This window comes from Butyricimonas sp. Marseille-P3923 (assembly GCF_900184685.1).
Classification (GTDB): Bacteria; Bacteroidota; Bacteroidia; order Bacteroidales; family Marinifilaceae; genus Butyricimonas; species Butyricimonas muris.
Genome location: NZ_FXXL01000007.1, coordinates 2284108 through 2302617, shown reverse-complemented (window position 1 = coordinate 2302617; position 18510 = coordinate 2284108). Strand labels below are relative to the sequence as shown.

Sequence of the window (18510 nt, the reverse complement as noted above, 5' to 3'; positions counted from 1 at the left end):
GGTGTTATGTGCTGATTATCAGTTGTATTTGTATTGAAATGTAATTCTTAAAAAAATAGTTGTCATTTTTAAGACTAACAAATATTTAACCTTACCTCAACTAAAGTATAACAGTAATAATCTCATTTTCATGGAGTAATGCCTTACCTTTGTATCGTAAGAAATTACAAAAGCCAATATGGCAAGAATGAATAAGAATAATAATTTAAAAAAATAATGATATGAAAAAGTATATTGTATTAGTTTGCATCGGGATGTTAGCATTGTTTGTAGGTGGAATCAGTTTAGCAAAAACTCAGACCAACGGAATAGAGTGTGCTTACGCTAAGCAACAGAATCTTAACGCTACTTCCAAGGTCGTGAAAGTACAGAAAGTGGGAAAAGATGTGATTTACGGTCCCGTGAGCTTGCCCGAGGTGGTTGTAAGCACGAAGAGGAAAGCTTGAATCGGCTTTTGTAAAGAATAGGAAAACGAGGCTTTTGACAGGCCTCGTTTTTTATTGCCCGAATATTTGCCCCGCGTGTATCGTTGCATTTATTTTGGATTGACAAAATAATCCTTATTTTTGTATCTAATTACTAGATGACGAACCGGATGCAGGCTATAAACATTCATTCAGAGGGGTTTTTAGAAAGTTTGAAACAAGGAAGGCAAGAGGCTTTCCACGCTTTGTTCATGGCTTTTCATAAACCCTTGTGTTTTTTTGCCGCCCGTGTCGTGAGGGATGGCGAGGAGGCGGAGGATATCGTGCAGGAGGTGTTTCTCTCGTTCTGGAAAATGGAGCGGGAGAGTTTTCCCAATTTGAAAACGATTAAGACTTTTCTTTATAATAGCGTGCAGAATCGTTGTTTGAATTATTTACGTGATTTGGAGATTCGGGATCGGAATTACCGGAATTTGAACCGGGAGGAATTGGACGAGGATTATTTCCTGTGCCAGCAGATTCGTGCTGAGGTTGTTGCGGAGCTTTTCGGGGCAATAGACGAATTGCCGGAGAAGAGCAAGGAGATTTTCAAGAAATCGTATATTGACGGGCTGGAGGATAAGAAGATTGCCGAGGAGTTGGGAATTTCGTTGAACACGATTAAAACTCAAAAGCAACGGGCAAAGTCTTTTTTGAGGGTACGTTTGGGGGATTTATTCGTTTATGTAGGGATGTTCTTCCCGGGATTCTAAAATATTTTTTACTTCCGTGTCACCCATTTGCCGGACGAGTGTGTTTCTGGTGTAAATGAACGTGAAAGATGGGAATAGAAAAGGAAATACATGAATTGATTATTGCTTATTTGCGGGGAGATATTTCCACGGAGGAACAGGTTGTGTTGCGGGAATGGTTGGCGCGGGATCGTCGTCACGGGGAGTTGTTGGAGGAGTTGAAGAGTAAGGACGTGCTCCGGCGGGATGCGGTTATTTATGCCTCGTTCGATACGGCAGGACGATGGAAGAGGTTGCGGCAGGAGATGAATAAGGTGCCTCGCAAGAAATCCCGAGTGTTGCTTCGTTGGGTGGCGGTTGCTGCGGTGTTTGCTGTCGCGGTTTTGACCGGGGTGTTTTATTGGCAGGCGTATGACAGTCCGGGGGTGGAAGTGGCGGAGAGTGTACGGATTCTTCCCGGAAGTTCGCACGCCGTGTTGATCACGGAGAGCGGAAAACAAGTATCGCTTTTGGGAATGAAGGATACTACGCTTGTGTTTGCCGGAAATGAACGTGTGGAGCTCAGTGAAGGCGGTCGTTTGAAATATCATCAGACTACAGCTTCGACTATACCGGAATGGCATACATTGAAGATCCCGCGGGGTGGTGAGTTCCAGATTACGTTGGATGACGGGACGGAGGTTTGGTTGAATAGTGATACCGAGTTAAGATACCCGTCACATTTTGTCGGGACGGAAAGGCGCGTGCAATTGACAGGAGAGGCTTATTTTAAAGTAGCACCGAACGAGGAGGCTCCTTTTATAGTAGATACGAGGGGAATGGATGTAAAGGTGTTGGGGACTTCTTTCAATTTATCCGTGTATCCGGATGAAAAGGTATGTCACGCTACTCTTGAGAAGGGGCGGATACAGGTAAACGATAAGGAGAACGGGAAGCAGGTGGTGTTGAGCCCGGGAGAGCAGGCGGTGTTGTCGGGTGAGATGCTGGAGGTGCGAAAGGTGAACACGAGGTTGTACAGTTCATGGATAAAAGGACGTTTTTCGTTCGCGAGCGAGGATTTGGAAGGGGTTATGCGAACATTATCGCGTTGGTATAACGTGGAGTATGTTTTCTCGAATGTTTCGATGAAGGATAAACGTTTCACGGGAACTATACCGAAATACACGGAGATCACTCAAGCGTTGAAGATGATAGAGATGACTTCCGACGTGCAATTCAAAATACGGGGAACGACGATTATGATACAATAAAAAAAACAGGAAGTGCGGCTAACACGTCCTGTCTTAAGTGAGAAATTGATTTTACCACAAACAATTTAACATTACAAAGTTATGAAAAAAAAACCGAATGTAAGAGCGGGGGAACCTGCTTTTAGGAAAATTTGTACAGTTATGAAACTATGTCTTGTTCTATCTTTACTGGCGGTATTGTCCGTGTCCGCGCGTGGCGTTGCGCAGAACGTGAAACTGTCTATGGAGAAAAAGTCCGTGAGTTTATTGAATGTGTTGAATGAACTTGGGGAGAAGTCCGGTTATGAGTTTTTCTACAATGATGACGAAGTTACCGGGGTAAAGGTGTCCGTGTCCGCGAAGGACGCGACGGTGCAGGAGATTCTGGACCAAGTTTTGAAAGGAACGTCATTGACTTATCACATCGTGGATGACGTGTTTATTATTACCCCGAAGAAAGCCACGGATGAGAAAAAGAATGTATGGCGGATTTCCGGGGTGGTGAAGGATAATAAAGGTGAGCTTCTGCCCGGGGTGACGGTGGTGATAAAGGGTACGCAGACCGGAACGGCGACAGACGCGAACGGAAAGTTCAAAATAGAGTTTTTGGATGCTGAAAAGAAATCCGTTACGCTGGTATTCTCTTTTATCGGAATGGTCACTCAGGAACGGGAGATAAAAGAGTACGTGAAGGAGGGACTTGAAATAGTCATGCAACCGGACGAGGAAGAACTGGAGGAAGTTATTATTACCGGTATGGGGAATAAGGCTAAAAGCAGTTTCACGGGTTCGGCAACTGTCGTTAGCCGTAAGCAGTTGATGAGCGTGGGGACAAAGAGTTTGTTACAGAGCTTGGCGGCTTTTGTTCCGGGGCTGCAAATCGTGAAGAATAATGATATGGGGTCAGACCCGAACACGAGACCGGAGATTCTGATTCGCGGCCGGAGTAGTTTCGAGGGTTCTTCCAATGTACCGACCTTTATCGTGGATGGGGCTGAGGTCGATTTGGATTATGTTTTCGATATGGATATGAATGACGTGGAAACGGTGACCGTGTTGAAAGATGCTTCGGCTTCCGCGTTATACGGTTCTAAAGCGGCAAAAGGCGTGGTGGTTATCACGACAAGACCTTTGCGTGCCGGAAAGTTGAGGGTTTCTTACAGCGGAACTTTACGGACTTCGATACCGGATGTGCGGGATTATGATTTGTTGAACGCGGCGGAAAAATTGGAGTACGAGCGTTTGGCAAAGGTGTATGATGATAGTGGAAAATCGCAATACGAGAAAGATGCCGTGTATAATGAAAAATTCAAGCGGGTACGGGAAGGTGTGAATACGGACTGGTTGTCCAAACCGTTACGTAATTCTGTTTCACAGAATCATAATCTGAATATTGCCGGGGGAGATGAATATATCCGTTATACTCTGGGAGCCCGTTACGGTTCGGAACAAGGGGTGATGAAAGAATCAAAACGTGATCGTTATTCTTTGAACTTCAGGTTGTCGTATAATAAACAGGATAAGGTTTACGTGTCGAACACGACGACGATTACCTCGGTGAATAGCGAGGAATCACCTTACGGCACTTTTAATAAATATGTCGAGTTGAACCCGTATGATCGGGCTTATAATTTGGATGGAACGTTGAATAAGGTGTTGAGTTTTGGTGTTTCCAATCCGTTGTTCGAGGCGACGCTGGGTAGTTATGATCGAAGTGAACAATTTTATTTGAATAATGTGCTTGATTTGCGTGTAGAGGTGTTGCCGGGTTTTCGGGTGGAAGGTTTTTTCTCGCTGAATAAGTCAAAAGATGATACGGAGAAATTTACTTCTCCGGAGTCGTACGAGTTCAGGAATAAGGATGCTTCGGAATCCGGGAGAATAGAGGTGTCGAATAATAAAGCGATGACTTATGAAGGGCGTGTTACTCTGTCTTATAATAAGATGTTCGGGACGGGAACATTGTTGAACGCGATGGGGGGCGGGAATGTACAGTCCTCGGAAAGGAACGGTAATGGTTACGCGGGGGTGGGACTTTATTCGGATAAGCTGGGACATCCCGCTTTTGCCACAAGGTATCCGGAAGGTGCGACCCCGAGCGGAAGTCAGGATTTGGAACGTTCCATGGGATTGTTCCTGAACGCTAACGTGATTTATGATGACCGTTATTTTGCCGATGCTTCAATCCGGTATGAAGGGTCTTCCAAATTCGGCGAAGATCAGCGTTTTACGCCTTTCTGGAGTTTAGGGTTGGGGTGGAATATTCATAAAGAGAAATTTTTGAATATGTCTTCGACGGATAGGATTAAGTTGCGCGGGAGTTTGGGATACACGGGTAACGCTTCTTTTTCTCCCTATCAGGCAATGACAACGTATAAATATGATGCAGGTTTGGATTATGATAAGGGGATAGGGGCGATTCCCATGGCTATCGGCAATCCGGATTTGAAGTGGGAGAGGGCGTTGACTTATAATGTCGGGTTGGATGTCGTTTTGTTTAAGAACCGGTTGGATTTCACGTTGGAATATTATAGCAAGACAACGGATAATTTGCTGTTGGATGTGGCGAAAGCTCCTTCCGTGGGAACGACCACGGCAAAAGAGAATATGGGTAAATTGTTGAATACCGGTATCGAGTTCCAGACCCGGGTGGTTGCGGTTTCCAATAAAAGTTGGAATTGGTCGCTATCGTTGAATATGCAGCATAACGAGAATAAAATTAAAAAGATCAGTAATGCCTTGGAGAAGATGAACGAGGAGTTGAATACGGCGGAGGGGACGTTGTTGCCACCCCCTGTTTACGTGGAAGGAGAGTCATTGAGTGCCGTGAAGGCCGTGAAATCCGGGGGTATTGATCCGGCTACCGGGCAGGAGGTTTTTATTGATCGGTTTGGTGTCCCGACTTTTATTTATAATTATTGGGATAAGCGGACGTACGGGGATTCGGACCCAACGGTGTCCGGGACGTTGGGTACCTATTTGACGTTTAAAGGTTTCGCTTTGAATATGTTGTTTAATTACGAGTTGGGTGCGACGGTTTATAACCAGACGTTGGTGACTCGGGTTGAAGGTGCCAATCCGCGACGGAATGCAGATAAACGGGTATTCCAAAGTCGCTGGAAAGAGGTGGGGGACCGGGTGAAATATAAGAATATCGCGGATCAGACAACTCCCGATATTACCAGTCGTTTCGTGCGGGACGAGTATATGATTAATATGCAGAGTTTGAGTCTTTCATATGATTTTACCCCGGAGATTTGTCAAAAACTTTATTTAAGCCGTTTGAGGGTGGAGTTTTTGATGAATGATGTGTTCCGGGCTTCAACGATCAAGCAGGAACGAGGGTTCTCGTACCCTTTTGCCCGGAGTTTCGAATTTTCGCTTAGTGCAGCATTTTGATACGAACTACTAAAACGAATAATATGAAAAATAGAAGATATATTTGGATGGCAATGCTGGTACTGTTCTCTTTGGGCAGTTGTAACAGCTTTTTGGATATCAAGCCGGAGGGTGAGCTAGTGCAGGATGAACAATTTAAAGATGTGCAGGGATACCGGGACGCAATGTACGGGATCTACGCGTCTATGGCACAGGGGGAGTTGTACGGGATGATGATGAATTGGGGATTGGCGGATGTTCTCGGTCAGCAATTCGGGGATGAATACGGACAATTTGCTGATGCAAGTGACGGGTGGGCTGGAAGTAAATATGCTTATATTAAATATGCCTCGATTTATGATTATAAGGATCAGCGGATGGAAAAGCAAATTGAATCTGTCTGGACGAAGTTGTACGAGAGTATTTCTTACGTGAATAATGTGATTGTCAACATAGATAGAGAGGATTTGAATAAAGATCCTGATCTGAAGTTAATCAAGGGAGAGGCATACGCGGTGAGAGCTTTTTTACATTTCGAGGTGATGCGTCTGTTCTGTGATAATTACCGGATGAATCCCGACGCGGGTGGTGTTCCTTATGCCTATACTTTTGATTTAAGTAGTAAAAAAGTATACACGTTGGCGCAATGTTATGACAATGTATTGGCGGATTTGAGTGAGGCTGCCCGTAGTTTAGCCGGGGATGGCGATATTTATAATACGACAACAGTAGATTCGTATCGTAGAAAACGTTATTCACATTGTAATTTGTACGCGGCGTGGGCAATTAAGGCCAGAGTATTTTATACCAGAGGGGATTTGGATAGTGCCGCTTATTATGCTGAAAAGGTGATTGCTTCCCCGGGAGTGGGCTTGACGGAACGACAGAACTTTGAGCATGTAAAACGCTACGGTACGCACACGGAATTAATTTGGGGGTTATTTACCAACAAGATGTACACGGATTATAAAGAATTGTTCTTGCAGAGTGCCGTTACCTTGAATGCAACGTTGCGGGCGGATATAAAGGCTTTATATGAGGTGTCGCAATTCACGGCAGATAGTAAGGATTTGCGTTACACGAGTTTTTTTCAGGATAAAGGGTACGAGGGGCATTTCTTTATTCGATTATTAAGCCCGACGGAAGGGGCGAGTAATAAGCCGACACAGTATTTTAACGGAACTTGTCTGGTACGTTTGCCTGAAATGTACTATATTTTAGCTGAGGCTAATTATTCGAAAGATAAAGAGAAGGCTCTTGGTTATTTGAACGCGGTTCGCGGTAGCCGGGGATTGGCTGACATTGAAGCTTCGTTGGTGGATTCTCAAGATAAATTTCTGAAGGAGATGACGAGGGAACGCACGAGGGAATTTTACGGGGAAGGGCAGATGTTCAGTTTTTACAAGTGTCATAATTTGGGTTTTCGAGATTTTCTGGATAAAGTGGATGTGGTTCCGTCTAAAGATGTATTCGTTCTCCCGTGGCCCAAGTCCGAACAGGAGTATGGAGTTACTAACCAATAAAATGTAAAGAGATGAGAAAGTTATATATATTGTTGATTGTGTTTACAGTCTCTCTGTTTATAGGGTGTGATGAAAATGGAGAGAGCGGGTATTATGAGGATAAAGACCGGATTTATTTTGTGAAGGACAGTCTTGTTTGCCGGTTGGGGGAGATGCAGATGGATGTGGAAACTTACACGGTGAAGGTTCCGGTGAAGGTGTTGGGGCAACCTCTCGGGGAGAATCGAATGTTTAAAATAAACGTGAATCAAGAGTTGACAACAGCCCCGGGAGATTCTTATACTTCATTGTCGACAGAATTTGTGGTGGACAAGGATTCCGTGAACGCGTATATCCCGATAGAATTGTTGAGGAGTAGGATAGACCCGATGGTGGACACGGTGTACCGGATCGTGTTGGAGCTGGAGGCAAATGATATGTTTGGGTTAGGGGTACAGGAAAAATTACAAAGTAAGGTTGTGTTTAGTAATTATTTGCAGGAACCTGATTGGTGGTATGCTTTAGAGGCTATGTACTGGGGAGCTTATAGACCGGAGAAGTACCAGAAGATGATGGAGTTCTGGGGAGGAGCGATAAGTTTTGAAGATTACATGAATAGTATGATTAAAGTGATTCTGTGTGGGAAAAAGATGTATGATTACTTTAAGTTGCATCCCGAGTATGGCATGGAATTTCCCGAATCGGCACCATGGCCTTACGAGTAGTAGATTTTTAATGGATTAAAAAGCGAGATAGATGAAACAATTGATATTAATAGCAGGTGTGTTGTTTTCGTTGATAGGTTGTTTGGACGATCAGACGAAAATGGGTGAAAATGCCATTTCTTACTTGTCGTTTAAGACGGAGTTGGATACGTTGTATTACGCGGAAAGAAACGTGGAATTCGAAATTGAAGCCCCGGAAATGAAACAGGAAAGTCAGGATAAGGCTTTATCGTATGAATGGCAGATCAATTATGACGTGGTTTCCACGGAGAGAGTTTTGAAACATGCTTATGATAGTTGCGGACTTTTCCCTTGTCGATTGAAGGTGTATAATGAGGACGGGGCTATTTTCAAAGAATTTAAATTACGGGTACCTAATCCTTATGACGAGGGACTTTTACTGTTAAGTAAGTATGACGGGCGTTCCATGATTTCTTTCCGCAATGATAATTGGCCGGAAAGAGGGTTTGAAAAGGATGTGTACGCGTCGAATAATCCGGGAATACCTTTGGGTGCCGAGCCGGTTGCCGTTGCTTGCTCTCCAACGGAATATTATACTCCCTATATTTACGTCGTAACCGAAAATCCTTTTCGCTTTTTGAAATTGGATTATTATACGATGGAGGTGTTGGATGAGGTATCTTACCCGGAGGAGCGGGTGGACCGGATGTTAGAAAAGGATCATTGTTTGTATATTATGACTGATGGAAAAACGTTGGATTATGATTGTCGTAACGCGTATTTCCGAAATAATCTTCAACAGGGATTAACAGGAAAGTACGGGAATTTTCCGGATGCGGAGTTATCCGATAAAGCTGTCGTTTATGGAGGAAAGTGGAATTGGTACTTGCTGGTATTCGATATGAAGAATCAGCTTTTGTTCAGCGCGAGGGATATCGAACCTTATCAGATCAAAGTGGGGGATGAAGTTGTTGAAGCGAGTGAAATATATGATATGCTTCTTGGTGTGAGCGAGGAGGATATACTTATTTTGTTGAAAGATAAGAACGGGGAAAATAAGGTGGTGTACCTGAATATTTCCTTGCAATACGTGGGGTGGTCGAAAGTGTCAGTTTGGGATTTTAAATCGATTTATCCGGCTGCGGCAGAAATAAATAAGCAGAGTGTGTTCGCATCAAGCACGAAGGAGAATATCTTGTATTATTCGGTCAGGAATGAAATTTACCGGTATAATTATTTGTCCTCGGGAAATTTCCCGACGAAATCGGATTATACGGTCGGAGTTTCCGGTAGTTTGATTAAAAAGATTATACTGAATGATGATAAATCCGAGATGTATGTGGCGGTGGATGCTCCGAGTGGGGAATATCAAGGTGCTGTTTATTGTTATGATATTGAAACGAAAGAGTTGAAATGGAAAGAAGAGAACGTTGCCGGAGAGATCGTGGAAATGTTGTATAAACCTAGAAATCGTAACTATAACGAGGACTGATTGTTAATTCTGAATTATTGAAAGGATGTTGACGAATAAATCTATTCGTCCGGTAAACTGTTATATAAATCATAGTATGGAAGAACCAATTTTGAAAGTGGAAAACCTGTCGCACCGTTACAGTGTGCAGTGGGCGATACGGGACATTAATTTTGAAATTACGCGGAATGGTGTTTATGGTTTGCTCGGCTCCAATGGAGCCGGCAAATCCACCACGATGAACATTATCTGCGGGGTGTTGAAACAAACCGAGGGTAACGTGTTTATCAAAGGGGTGAATATGCGGGAGAATCCGGTGGAGGCCAAAAGGCATATCGGGTTCTTGCCGCAGAAACCGCCTTTGCACACGGATCTGACGGTGGAAGAGTACTTGTTGTATAGTGCCCGGTTGCGCCAGATATCCAGAGCGGAAGAGGATAAAGCGGTTACGGAGGCATTGGAACGATGCGGAATCGGTCATTTCAGGAAACGGGTGATTCGGAATTTGTCCGGAGGGTATCAACAACGCGTGGGAATTGCACAGGCGATTATTCATCGTCCGGATTTCGTGGTATTGGATGAACCGACGAACGGTCTGGATCCGAATCAGATTCTTGAAATTCGTCATTTAATTAGAGAAATCGCGGAAGATTGTACCGTGATTTTATCTACGCACATTCTATCGGAAATTCAGGCAACTTGTAGCTATATTCGTATGATCGGGCAGGGGACATTGGTATTTTCCGGGACAGTCGATGAATTTGATAATTATATCTCACCGAGTACGGTGTTCGTGACTTTGGTGGAAGCTCCGCCAATAGAGGAATTGCAACAGATTCCGGGAGTGGTGGGTGTGGAAGAGTTGGGTGGACCGAATTATCGGTTGCGATTTAGTGATTTGCCACAGGAGGTCATCGAGAAAGTGGTAAAAACGAGTGTGGTTAAAGATTGGCGTTTGACAGAGATTCGGATGGAAAAGACGTCTTTGGATGATGTGTTTGCCGAATTGTCAAAACAGAAGAATTAAAAATAGAATGTTATGAGAAATATATATGATATAGCGCGCGCTGAGTTGCAATCTTTATTCTATTCTCCCATCGCATGGTTGATATTGATTATTTTCACTTTTCAGAGTGCCGGGCTGTTTGGCGGGCATTTGGCAGGCGCGATTATGCCTAAAGAATTGGGGTATTCGATTTCCGATCTTACGTTTAAGCTTTTCGTGGACCAATGGAGTGGCGGGATTTTCCCCGTGATACAGGGATACTTGTACCTGTATATTCCATTGTTGACCATGGGGCTGATGAGCAGGGAATTAAGCAGTGGTTCTATCAAGCTGTTATATTCCTCTCCAGTGACGAATTGGCAGATTATTTTAGGGAAATATCTGTCCATGATGATTTACGGGTTGGTGATGATGTTTGTTTTGGTTGTCTTTATTCTGATTGCTTATTTTTCAATCAAGGACTTTGACCTGCCTATGGTGCTCTCGGGGTTGCTCGGGTTGTATTTTTTGCTTTGCGTGTACGCGGCGGTAGGGCTTTTCATGTCTAGTTTGACTTCCTATCAAGTGGTGGCTGCCGTGTTGACGCTGACCGTGTTGGGATTGTTGAATTACGTGAGGGGAATGTGGCAGGATGTAGAGTTCGTGAGAGAGATTACCTATTGGCTTTCCATTTCGGGACGTGCGGATGAATTTATCCGGGGATTGATTTGTAGTGAAGATTTTCTCTATTTTATCATCGTGACGATGATGTTTTTGACTTTGGCCACGATTCGTTTGCAAGCAGCCCGGCAGAAGCAGCGGTGGACAAAAACGGTAGGCAAATACGCTGGAGTTGTTTTAGTGGTGGTCGTGTTGGGGTATTTTACTTCCCGCCCCTCTTTGATGACTTATTATGATGCTTCCTCTACCAAAAGGAATACGTTGACGGAGCATAGTCAGGAAGTGATATCCAAGCTGGATGGGGGATTGACGATAACCACGTACGTGAATTTGTTGGATGGTAATAATCTTTATTACGGGGTTCCCGGGGCTGTCAAGTATGATCAACAGAATTTCCGTCATTATATTCGGTTTAAACCGGAGATCAAAATGAAGTATGTTTATTACTATGACACTCTTTTGGGGGTAGACCCGAGTCGGTACGCGGAAAGGAAAACATTGAAGGAGAGGGCGCATGAAACGATGAAGATTTACAATATAGATTCCACGAAAGTATTAACCCCGAAAGAGATTAGGGCTAAGATTGATTTGGTAAAAGAAGATAATTGGTTCGTACGGGAGTTGGAACGGGAGAGCGGGGAGAAGACTTTCTTGCGGATATTCCGGGGGATGGACAGGATGCCGAAAGAAGCGGAGATCACGGCTGCCATGAAACGAATCGCGATGAAACTGCCGACGGTCGGGGTGTTGACAGGACACGGAGAGCGGAATATACATCAGGCGGGAGATCGGAATTATACTTCTTTCGGGGAGGATAAACATTTCCGTTATGCCTTGATGAACCAAGGATTCGAGATGCAGGAGATTTCTTTGGAAAAAGAGATTCCGGAGGAAATTAATATTTTGATCGTGGCGGAGATGCGTAGTTCCTTTACCCCGGTAGAACGGGAGAATTGGGAAAAATATATCGCTCGCGGGGGGAATCTGATGATATTGAGTGAACCCGGACGAGGAAGTATCATGGGCGAGGTGTTGGCTGATTTTGGGGTGCGGTTGATACCGGGAACTTTGGTAAGACAGACGAAAGATTTTAGTCCGGATTTGATTGAAGCCCGTCCGACTCAAGCGGCTGCCGGGTTGGTTTATTATTTTGATGCCATGCGTGCGCAAGGTTACTCCGTGACGATGCCTTCGGTTTCAGCTTTGGCATATGATGGGAACATGGGATATAACGTGACACCGTTGTTTGAAACGGATTCTTTGGTATGGAACGAATTGCAGACGACGGATTTTATAGATGATTCCGTGACTTTCGATCCCGGAACCGGAGAGGCTCAACAGAAGTATGTAACTTCTGTCGCTTTAACCCGTCAGATATGGGGGCATGAGCAACGTATTATGATTTTCGGTGATGCCGATTGTATTAGTAACGCGGAGCTAAGCATGGGACGTCAGGGGATACGGTCCGCGAACTATACGGTAATCATGGGAGGATTCTATTGGTTGTCCGACGGGGAAGTCCCGATTGACGTGCGCCGGGAGTCCCCGCGTGATAATGATTATAAGGTGAGCGGGGCTGTTGTCCGTTTCTGGGATATTTTCTTATCTTGGATTCTACCGGGCCTGATGCTTGTTACGGCTCTCTTTATTTGGTTGCGTCGAAGAGGAAGGTAGAAATGATGTAGTGTGCTATGATGGGTGACCGGGACAGTTTTTCTTGTCCCGGTCATTTTATTGATAAAAGTATTTTAATTATTTTCTCGTTTTAGGGAGAGGGGGGATAATGGTTTAAAAAATAAAACTCTCGAAAAAAGCAATAAATGATATAAAATGCTTTTTTATCATTATCTTCGCCTTCAAATTAATGCTATGTAGTGAGGTATTAAAAGTGTTGTGATACAAGAGTAGTAATTCAAAAAAAGAATTTATGCGTAACGTATTATTGAAGGTGTTAGGTGTAGTCATTTGCCTGTTATGTATGTCGTGGGAAGTTGTGGCAGAGGGGATTGTCAAGGGAAAAATTGTTGATATGGAAACACGGCAGGCGCTTGTCGGTGCCACGGTTTACGTGGAGGGTGTTTCTGCCGGAACGGTGACGGACACGACCGGGTATTTTGAATTGAAGTTAAAAAAGACAGGGGAAGTCGTGTTGCGGTTCCGTAATGTGGGTTACACGGAATTGAAAAAGAAGGTCGTTGTCGGGGATAAAACAATCCATTTAGGTATTATCGAGATGGAGCCGGAAGTGATCGGCTTGTCCGACGTGGTGGTGACGGGCTCGTTGGCGATAGACCGGAAGACCCCGGTTGCCTTGTCCGTGATCACGGCTTCGGATATCGAGAACAAGTTGTCGACACAGGAGTTTCCGGAGATATTGAAAGCCACGCCGAGCGTGTATGCCACGAAGGAAGGTGGTGCTTTTGGTGACGGGCGTATTAATCTCCGGGGATTCGAGACGGAGAATATTGCCGTCATGGTGAATGGCGTACCGGTGAATGAAATGGAGTGGGGCGGGATTTATTGGTCCAACTGGTCAGGTTTGGCTGATGTAACCCGTATGATTCAAGTGCAACGGGGATTGGGGGCTTCCAAGGTATCCGTGCCGTCTGTAGGGGGATCTATTAATATCGTCACTAATTCAACCAATGCGAAGAGCGGGGCGTCTGTCGCGTATAGCGTGGGGAATGACGGGTACAATAAAGTAGCGTTCAGTGCTTCTACCGGGTTGAGCGAGAAGGGCTGGGCGATGTCTATACTGGGCTCAAGGACTTGGGGCGACGGTTATATACAAGGAACCGATTTCGTGGCTTATTCTTATTTCATTAATATTTCCAAGCGATTGGGGGATAATCACGAGTTGTCATTGACCGCACTGGGTGCTCCCCAATGGCATAACCAGCGGAATAGGAATGATAAGATGAGTGTCGAGGCTTGGAAAGAATTGAATGATACGAAATATAACCCGAGTTACGGTTTCTCAACTTGGATGGAAAAGAAGGTACGGAAGGTATCCGCTTATAACAAGTATCACAAACCGCAGATTTCTTTGAATCACCTTTGGCAGATAAACGAGAAGTCAAGCCTTTCGAACGTGTTTTACGTGTCTTTGGGTAGAGGCGGCGGATATGGAGGACGGGGTAATAAGGCTCATAAGAATGACTGGTATGGTACTTATGGCGGGAAGCCTACCACGAAGTTCCGGAACGCGGACGGCACGTTTAATTACACGGGTATCTATGAACTGAACGCGGCAAGTGTAACCGGTTCGGAGATGATTATGGCAATGAGTAAGAACGAGCATAATTGGTACGGTCTGATTTCTACCTATACGACAAAGTTAGGGCAGTATTTTGACGTGTATGGCGGTATAGATTTGCGCTATTACAAGGGGAAACACTATAATGAGATAGTGGATTTGTACGGCGGGAAATATTTTATTGACGATAGCCGTATGAATGTAAAATATAAGGCTGATGATTATTTGTGGCAAAACGAGGAGTTGAAGAAGGGGGATATCGTTTACCGGAATTATGACGGGTATATGATGCAGGAAGGATTTTTCGCGCAAGGGGAATATAACCGGGACGCGTTGAGCGTGTTTGTCGCGGGTTCTCTTTCAAATATTACCTATTGGCGGAAAGACCATTTTTATTACTCGAAAGCCGATGCTAAGTCGGATAAGGAGAACTTCTTGGGATATACTATAAAAGGAGGGGCAAATTATAATCTGACGGAGAATCACAACGTGTTCGCGAATATCGGGTATTTCTCCCGGGCTCCTTATATGCAAGGAGGTGTGTTCTTGCAACAGGACGTGAGCAACGAAACGAATCCGGACGCGGTGAACGAGAAAGTGTTTACTTTTGAATTGGGGTATGGGTTCCGTTCCGTTTGGTTGGATGCTAACGTGAATTTGTACCGTACCTCGTGGATGGATAAGACGTTGGCTAATTTCTTTGAAAAGAATGGAGAACGTGTACGGGTGAATCTGACGGGATTGGATGCGTTGCATCAAGGGATTGAGTTGGATTTCGAGTTGCGTCCGCTGAAAGATTTGAAGATTACCGGAATGTTTTCTATCGGGGATTGGTATTGGAACGGTGACGGTAAAGGATATGCTTATAATTCGTCCGGACAGCCGGTGGATAAGAATGGTCAGCCGGTGAGTGAAATCGGGGGAAAGGATCATGCTCAAAATATAGTTAAATTGGATGATGTTCGGGTGGGAAATTCAGCACAGACTACTTTTGCCTTGGGGGGACAATACCAGTTCTTGAAGGGATTGCATGTCGGAGTGAATTATTCTCATTTTGCTAGAAATTACGCGAAGTTTACACCTTCTTTAGCGTATGACCTAGGAGCGGAGAAGGCATTCGAGTCACCTTGGAGAATGCCGTCTTACGGGGTATTGGATGCGAATATCAGTTATCGTTTTCCCGTGGGAAAACTGTTCGGGGTGATGATTTCCGGTAACCTGAATAATGTCTTGGACAAAGAGTATATTGCCGATGCCGAGGATGGTAAAGATCATGATGAGGCATCTGCGAAGGTGTTCTACGGTTTCGGACGTACGTTCTCGTTAAGATTGAAAATTACATTTTAGTTCCAAAGTCCGTAAGGTCTTTAAAGTCCATAAAGTCATAAAATGTTGAATTATTTTATAATTTTGTGGGCTTTAAAGACCTTATGAACTTTATGGACTTTATGGACTTTATAAACTTTTGACTATTATGGCTTTCATGAGTATATTGCAGCGTTTTAGGGTGTATTTGCGTCAGATTCTTGATCCATCGGATGAGCAGGAGCGGGAGGAAGATACCGTCGAGTCGATACGAAAAGGGATCGTGTTCAGGGGAACGAATCTGTGGGTATTGATTTTCGCGACGTTTATAGCTTCGTTGGGATTGAACACTAATTCCACGGCCGTGATTATCGGAGCCATGCTGATTTCTCCGCTGATGGGACCGATCATGGGAATCGGGTTAGGAGTCGGTATCAATGATTTCGAGTTGATCAAAAAGGCGTTCCGTAATCTGATGATAGCGACGATTTTCAGCGTGTTGACCTCTACCTTGTATTTTTTGTTGTCGCCGTTGAACGAGGCTCGTTCGGAGTTATTGGCACGGACGACTCCCACGATATACGACGTGTTGATTGCCTTTTTCGGCGGTATGGCGGGCATTGTGGCTTCTGCCACGAAGTTGAAAGGGAACGTAATCCCGGGAGTGGCTATTGCCACGGCATTGATGCCGCCCTTGTGTACGGCGGGGTTCGGGTTGGCGAGTGGTAACCTGACCTATTTCTTCGGGGCTTTCTATTTGTTCACGATTAACTCGGTATTTATCGCGGTTGCCACGACCTTGGGCGTTCGTTTGATGCATTTCTCGAAAAAGAAGTTCATGGATAAGGAGCGGGAGAAGAAAGTACACCGTATCGTGTATTCGATTATCTTCCTTACGATGGTGCCGAGTTTGTATATTACTTACAACATGGTGAAAACGAATATCTTCGAGACGAATGCCAGTCGTTTTATAAAGAATGAATTTAATTTCCCGAATACTTTGGTTGTCGATAAGATAGTCAAAGCGGAGCAACCGGAACGGCGGATTGAAGTTTCGTTAATCGGGAAAGAGATTTCGGAAGACGTGATTGTTTCGCTGAAAGAAAAGATGTTGCAATACGGGTTGGGTGATATTCCCTTAATCATTCAACAGGGATTCGGGAAAGAGGATGCCGGGTTGCAGAATGACGTGAGCAATATGTTGTTGCAGGATTATTATATGCAGAATAAACAGCGGATTGCTTCGCAGGAACAGGAGATTGTACAATTGCGTTCCCGCTTGGAGTCTTATCTGTTATACGACACGATCGGGCGGCTGATTAGCCCGGAAATAAAAATCCTTTATCCTTCGGTAAAGAATATTGCCATTTCCAAAGTGATTCGCAGCAGTGTCGATTCTTCTTATACCGACACGTTGACCATTGCAATTGTCGCCTTGGAAAAGCCTTTGGCTGTGCCGGAGGAAGAACAGTTGACGGCTTGGCTATCCGCGCGGGTTGGCGTGAAAACGCTGAAATTGATTAAAGAGTAATCGCTCCCCGGATAACGTATCGTACGGCTAAAAAGCTGGGTATAGTACAAAACATGATCCAGAGGAAAAAGTTCTGGTATCCCGCGAGTTCCTGAATGTAGCCGGAAATCATGCCCGGAAGCATCATGCCGAGAGCCATGAAGCCGGTGCAGATGGCGTAGTGGGCGGTTTGTTGCTGTCCCTTGCTGAAGAGCATCATGAAGTAGGTGAGGGCGGTGAAGCCGAAACCGTAGCCGAACTGTTCGACAGCGACACAGGTAGAAATGAGCCACATGGCGGATGGATGGGCAAATGCCAGATAGACGTAGACGAGGTTGGGAAGGTTCATGGCGGCGGTCATCCACCAAATCCAGTGCTTTAAGCCGTTTTTTGCCATAACGATACCGCCGAGGATGCCGCCGACAGTTAAGGCGATTAACCCGACCACGCCGTAGATGGTGCCGACTTGAATGGTGTCCAGTCCCAGTCCGCCCACTTCCGGGTGATCCAGCAGGAAAGGAGAGGCTATTTTCACGAGTTGGGATTCTGCAAAACGGAATAACAGGATAAATGCCAATGCCGCCAGTATGCCTTTTTTTTGAAAGAATGTGACAAAGGTTTCAAGGAAGGCTTTGAGCGGACTGCCGTTTTTCACGGGGACGTCGTTCTCCGGTTTTGGAAGTATAAACTGATGATACAAGAAGAGTAGGACAAAGAGGGCTGCCAATAGATAGAAAGTGATTGACCAAGCCCGCGGGACGGCAATCTCTTCGGGAAGAGTGGCGGAATATGTTTTTTCAAGCCAGCCGGCAAGCATAACGATGAGTCCCTGTCCGGTGAGCATGGCAAGGCGGTACGCCGTGTTGCGGATGCCCACGAAGAAGGCTTGCTTTTTGGTATCCAGACCGAGCATGTAAAAGCCGTCGGCAGCGATGTCGTGAGTGGCGGAACTGAAAGCGAGCAACCACATGAAAGCTAAAGAGTAACGAAAAGCATGGGGACCGGGTAAGGTAAGTGCCACCCCGGCAAGACCGCCCCCGATAAGGAGTTGCATGGATATTACCCACCAGCGTTTTGTCTTTACAATGTCTACCAAAGGGCTCCACAGGGGTTTGATCACCCAAGGGAGATAGAGCCAACTCGTGTAGAGGGCAATGTCCGTGTTATTTACCCCCAGTCGTTTGAACATGATGACCGCGAGAGTCATGACGACGACATAGGGAAGACCTTGTGCGAAATATAGGGAGGGTATCCAAGACCAACCGGAAGTATTGATTTTTGATTTCATGATTTACGATTTAAGATTTTAAACTCTCTTCCGGCTTCGCCGTATTGAGCTCTCGCTTACTCG

Annotated in this window: 12 protein-coding genes; 11 read left to right on the top strand and 1 reads right to left on the bottom strand. The window is 45.0% G+C overall.

Going from position 1 to position 18510, the window contains the following annotated elements; genetic code table 11:
* Nucleotides 1-221: 221 nt before the first annotated feature.
* From CS948_RS20895 to CS948_RS20845, 11 genes are all read left to right on the top strand, one after another.
* Entirely contained in the window at nucleotides 222-446 is a 225-nt protein-coding gene (locus tag CS948_RS20895) for a hypothetical protein (protein WP_099294257.1), read from the top strand.
* A gap of 149 nt (nucleotides 447-595) precedes the next feature.
* Complete coding sequence (locus CS948_RS20890; protein WP_176555158.1) at nucleotides 596-1177, top strand: RNA polymerase sigma-70 factor; 582 nt, start codon at nucleotides 596-598, stop codon at nucleotides 1175-1177.
* Between the two features lie 68 nt (nucleotides 1178-1245).
* Nucleotides 1246-2406 carry a FecR domain-containing protein gene (locus CS948_RS20885; RefSeq protein ID WP_099294253.1) on the top strand — a complete coding sequence of 387 codons (1161 nt, stop codon included), beginning with the start codon at nucleotides 1246-1248 and terminating at the stop codon, nucleotides 2404-2406.
* A gap of 141 nt (nucleotides 2407-2547) precedes the next feature.
* Nucleotides 2548-5784 (top strand): SusC/RagA family TonB-linked outer membrane protein, encoded by a 3237-nt coding sequence (locus CS948_RS20880; RefSeq protein ID WP_099294252.1) that lies wholly within the window; start codon nucleotides 2548-2550, stop codon nucleotides 5782-5784.
* Nucleotides 5785-5807: 23 nt separating this feature from the next.
* Complete coding sequence (locus tag CS948_RS20875; RefSeq protein ID WP_099294251.1) at nucleotides 5808-7286, top strand: RagB/SusD family nutrient uptake outer membrane protein; 1479 nt, start codon at nucleotides 5808-5810, stop codon at nucleotides 7284-7286.
* Between the two features lie 11 nt (nucleotides 7287-7297).
* Nucleotides 7298-7990, top strand: a complete 693-nt coding sequence (locus CS948_RS20870; protein WP_099294250.1) for a DUF4843 domain-containing protein — start codon at nucleotides 7298-7300, stop codon at nucleotides 7988-7990.
* A 31-nt stretch (nucleotides 7991-8021) separates the two neighbouring features.
* Nucleotides 8022-9443 (top strand): hypothetical protein, encoded by a 1422-nt coding sequence (locus CS948_RS20865; protein ID WP_099294249.1) that lies wholly within the window; start codon nucleotides 8022-8024, stop codon nucleotides 9441-9443.
* A gap of 76 nt (nucleotides 9444-9519) precedes the next feature.
* Nucleotides 9520-10449: an ABC transporter ATP-binding protein gene (locus tag CS948_RS20860; protein WP_099294776.1), complete on the top strand. Its 930-nt coding sequence runs from the start codon at nucleotides 9520-9522 to the stop codon at nucleotides 10447-10449.
* A 12-nt stretch (nucleotides 10450-10461) separates the two neighbouring features.
* Nucleotides 10462-12762, top strand: coding sequence for a Gldg family protein (locus CS948_RS20855; protein WP_099294248.1), 2301 nt, complete (start codon nucleotides 10462-10464; stop codon nucleotides 12760-12762).
* Between the two features lie 253 nt (nucleotides 12763-13015).
* Nucleotides 13016-15691, top strand: a complete 2676-nt coding sequence (locus tag CS948_RS20850) for a TonB-dependent receptor (protein ID WP_099294247.1) — start codon at nucleotides 13016-13018, stop codon at nucleotides 15689-15691.
* Nucleotides 15692-15818: 127 nt separating this feature from the next.
* Nucleotides 15819-17180 carry a TIGR00341 family protein gene (locus CS948_RS20845; RefSeq protein WP_099294246.1) on the top strand — a complete coding sequence of 454 codons (1362 nt, stop codon included), beginning with the start codon at nucleotides 15819-15821 and terminating at the stop codon, nucleotides 17178-17180.
* On the opposite strand, the gene CS948_RS20840 is transcribed toward CS948_RS20845, so the two are convergent.
* Entirely contained in the window at nucleotides 17170-18447 is a 1278-nt protein-coding gene (locus CS948_RS20840; RefSeq protein WP_099294245.1) for an MFS transporter, read from the bottom strand. The two genes, CS948_RS20845 and CS948_RS20840, sit on opposite strands and share 11 nt — an antisense overlap.
* Nucleotides 18448-18510 lie beyond the last annotated feature (63 nt).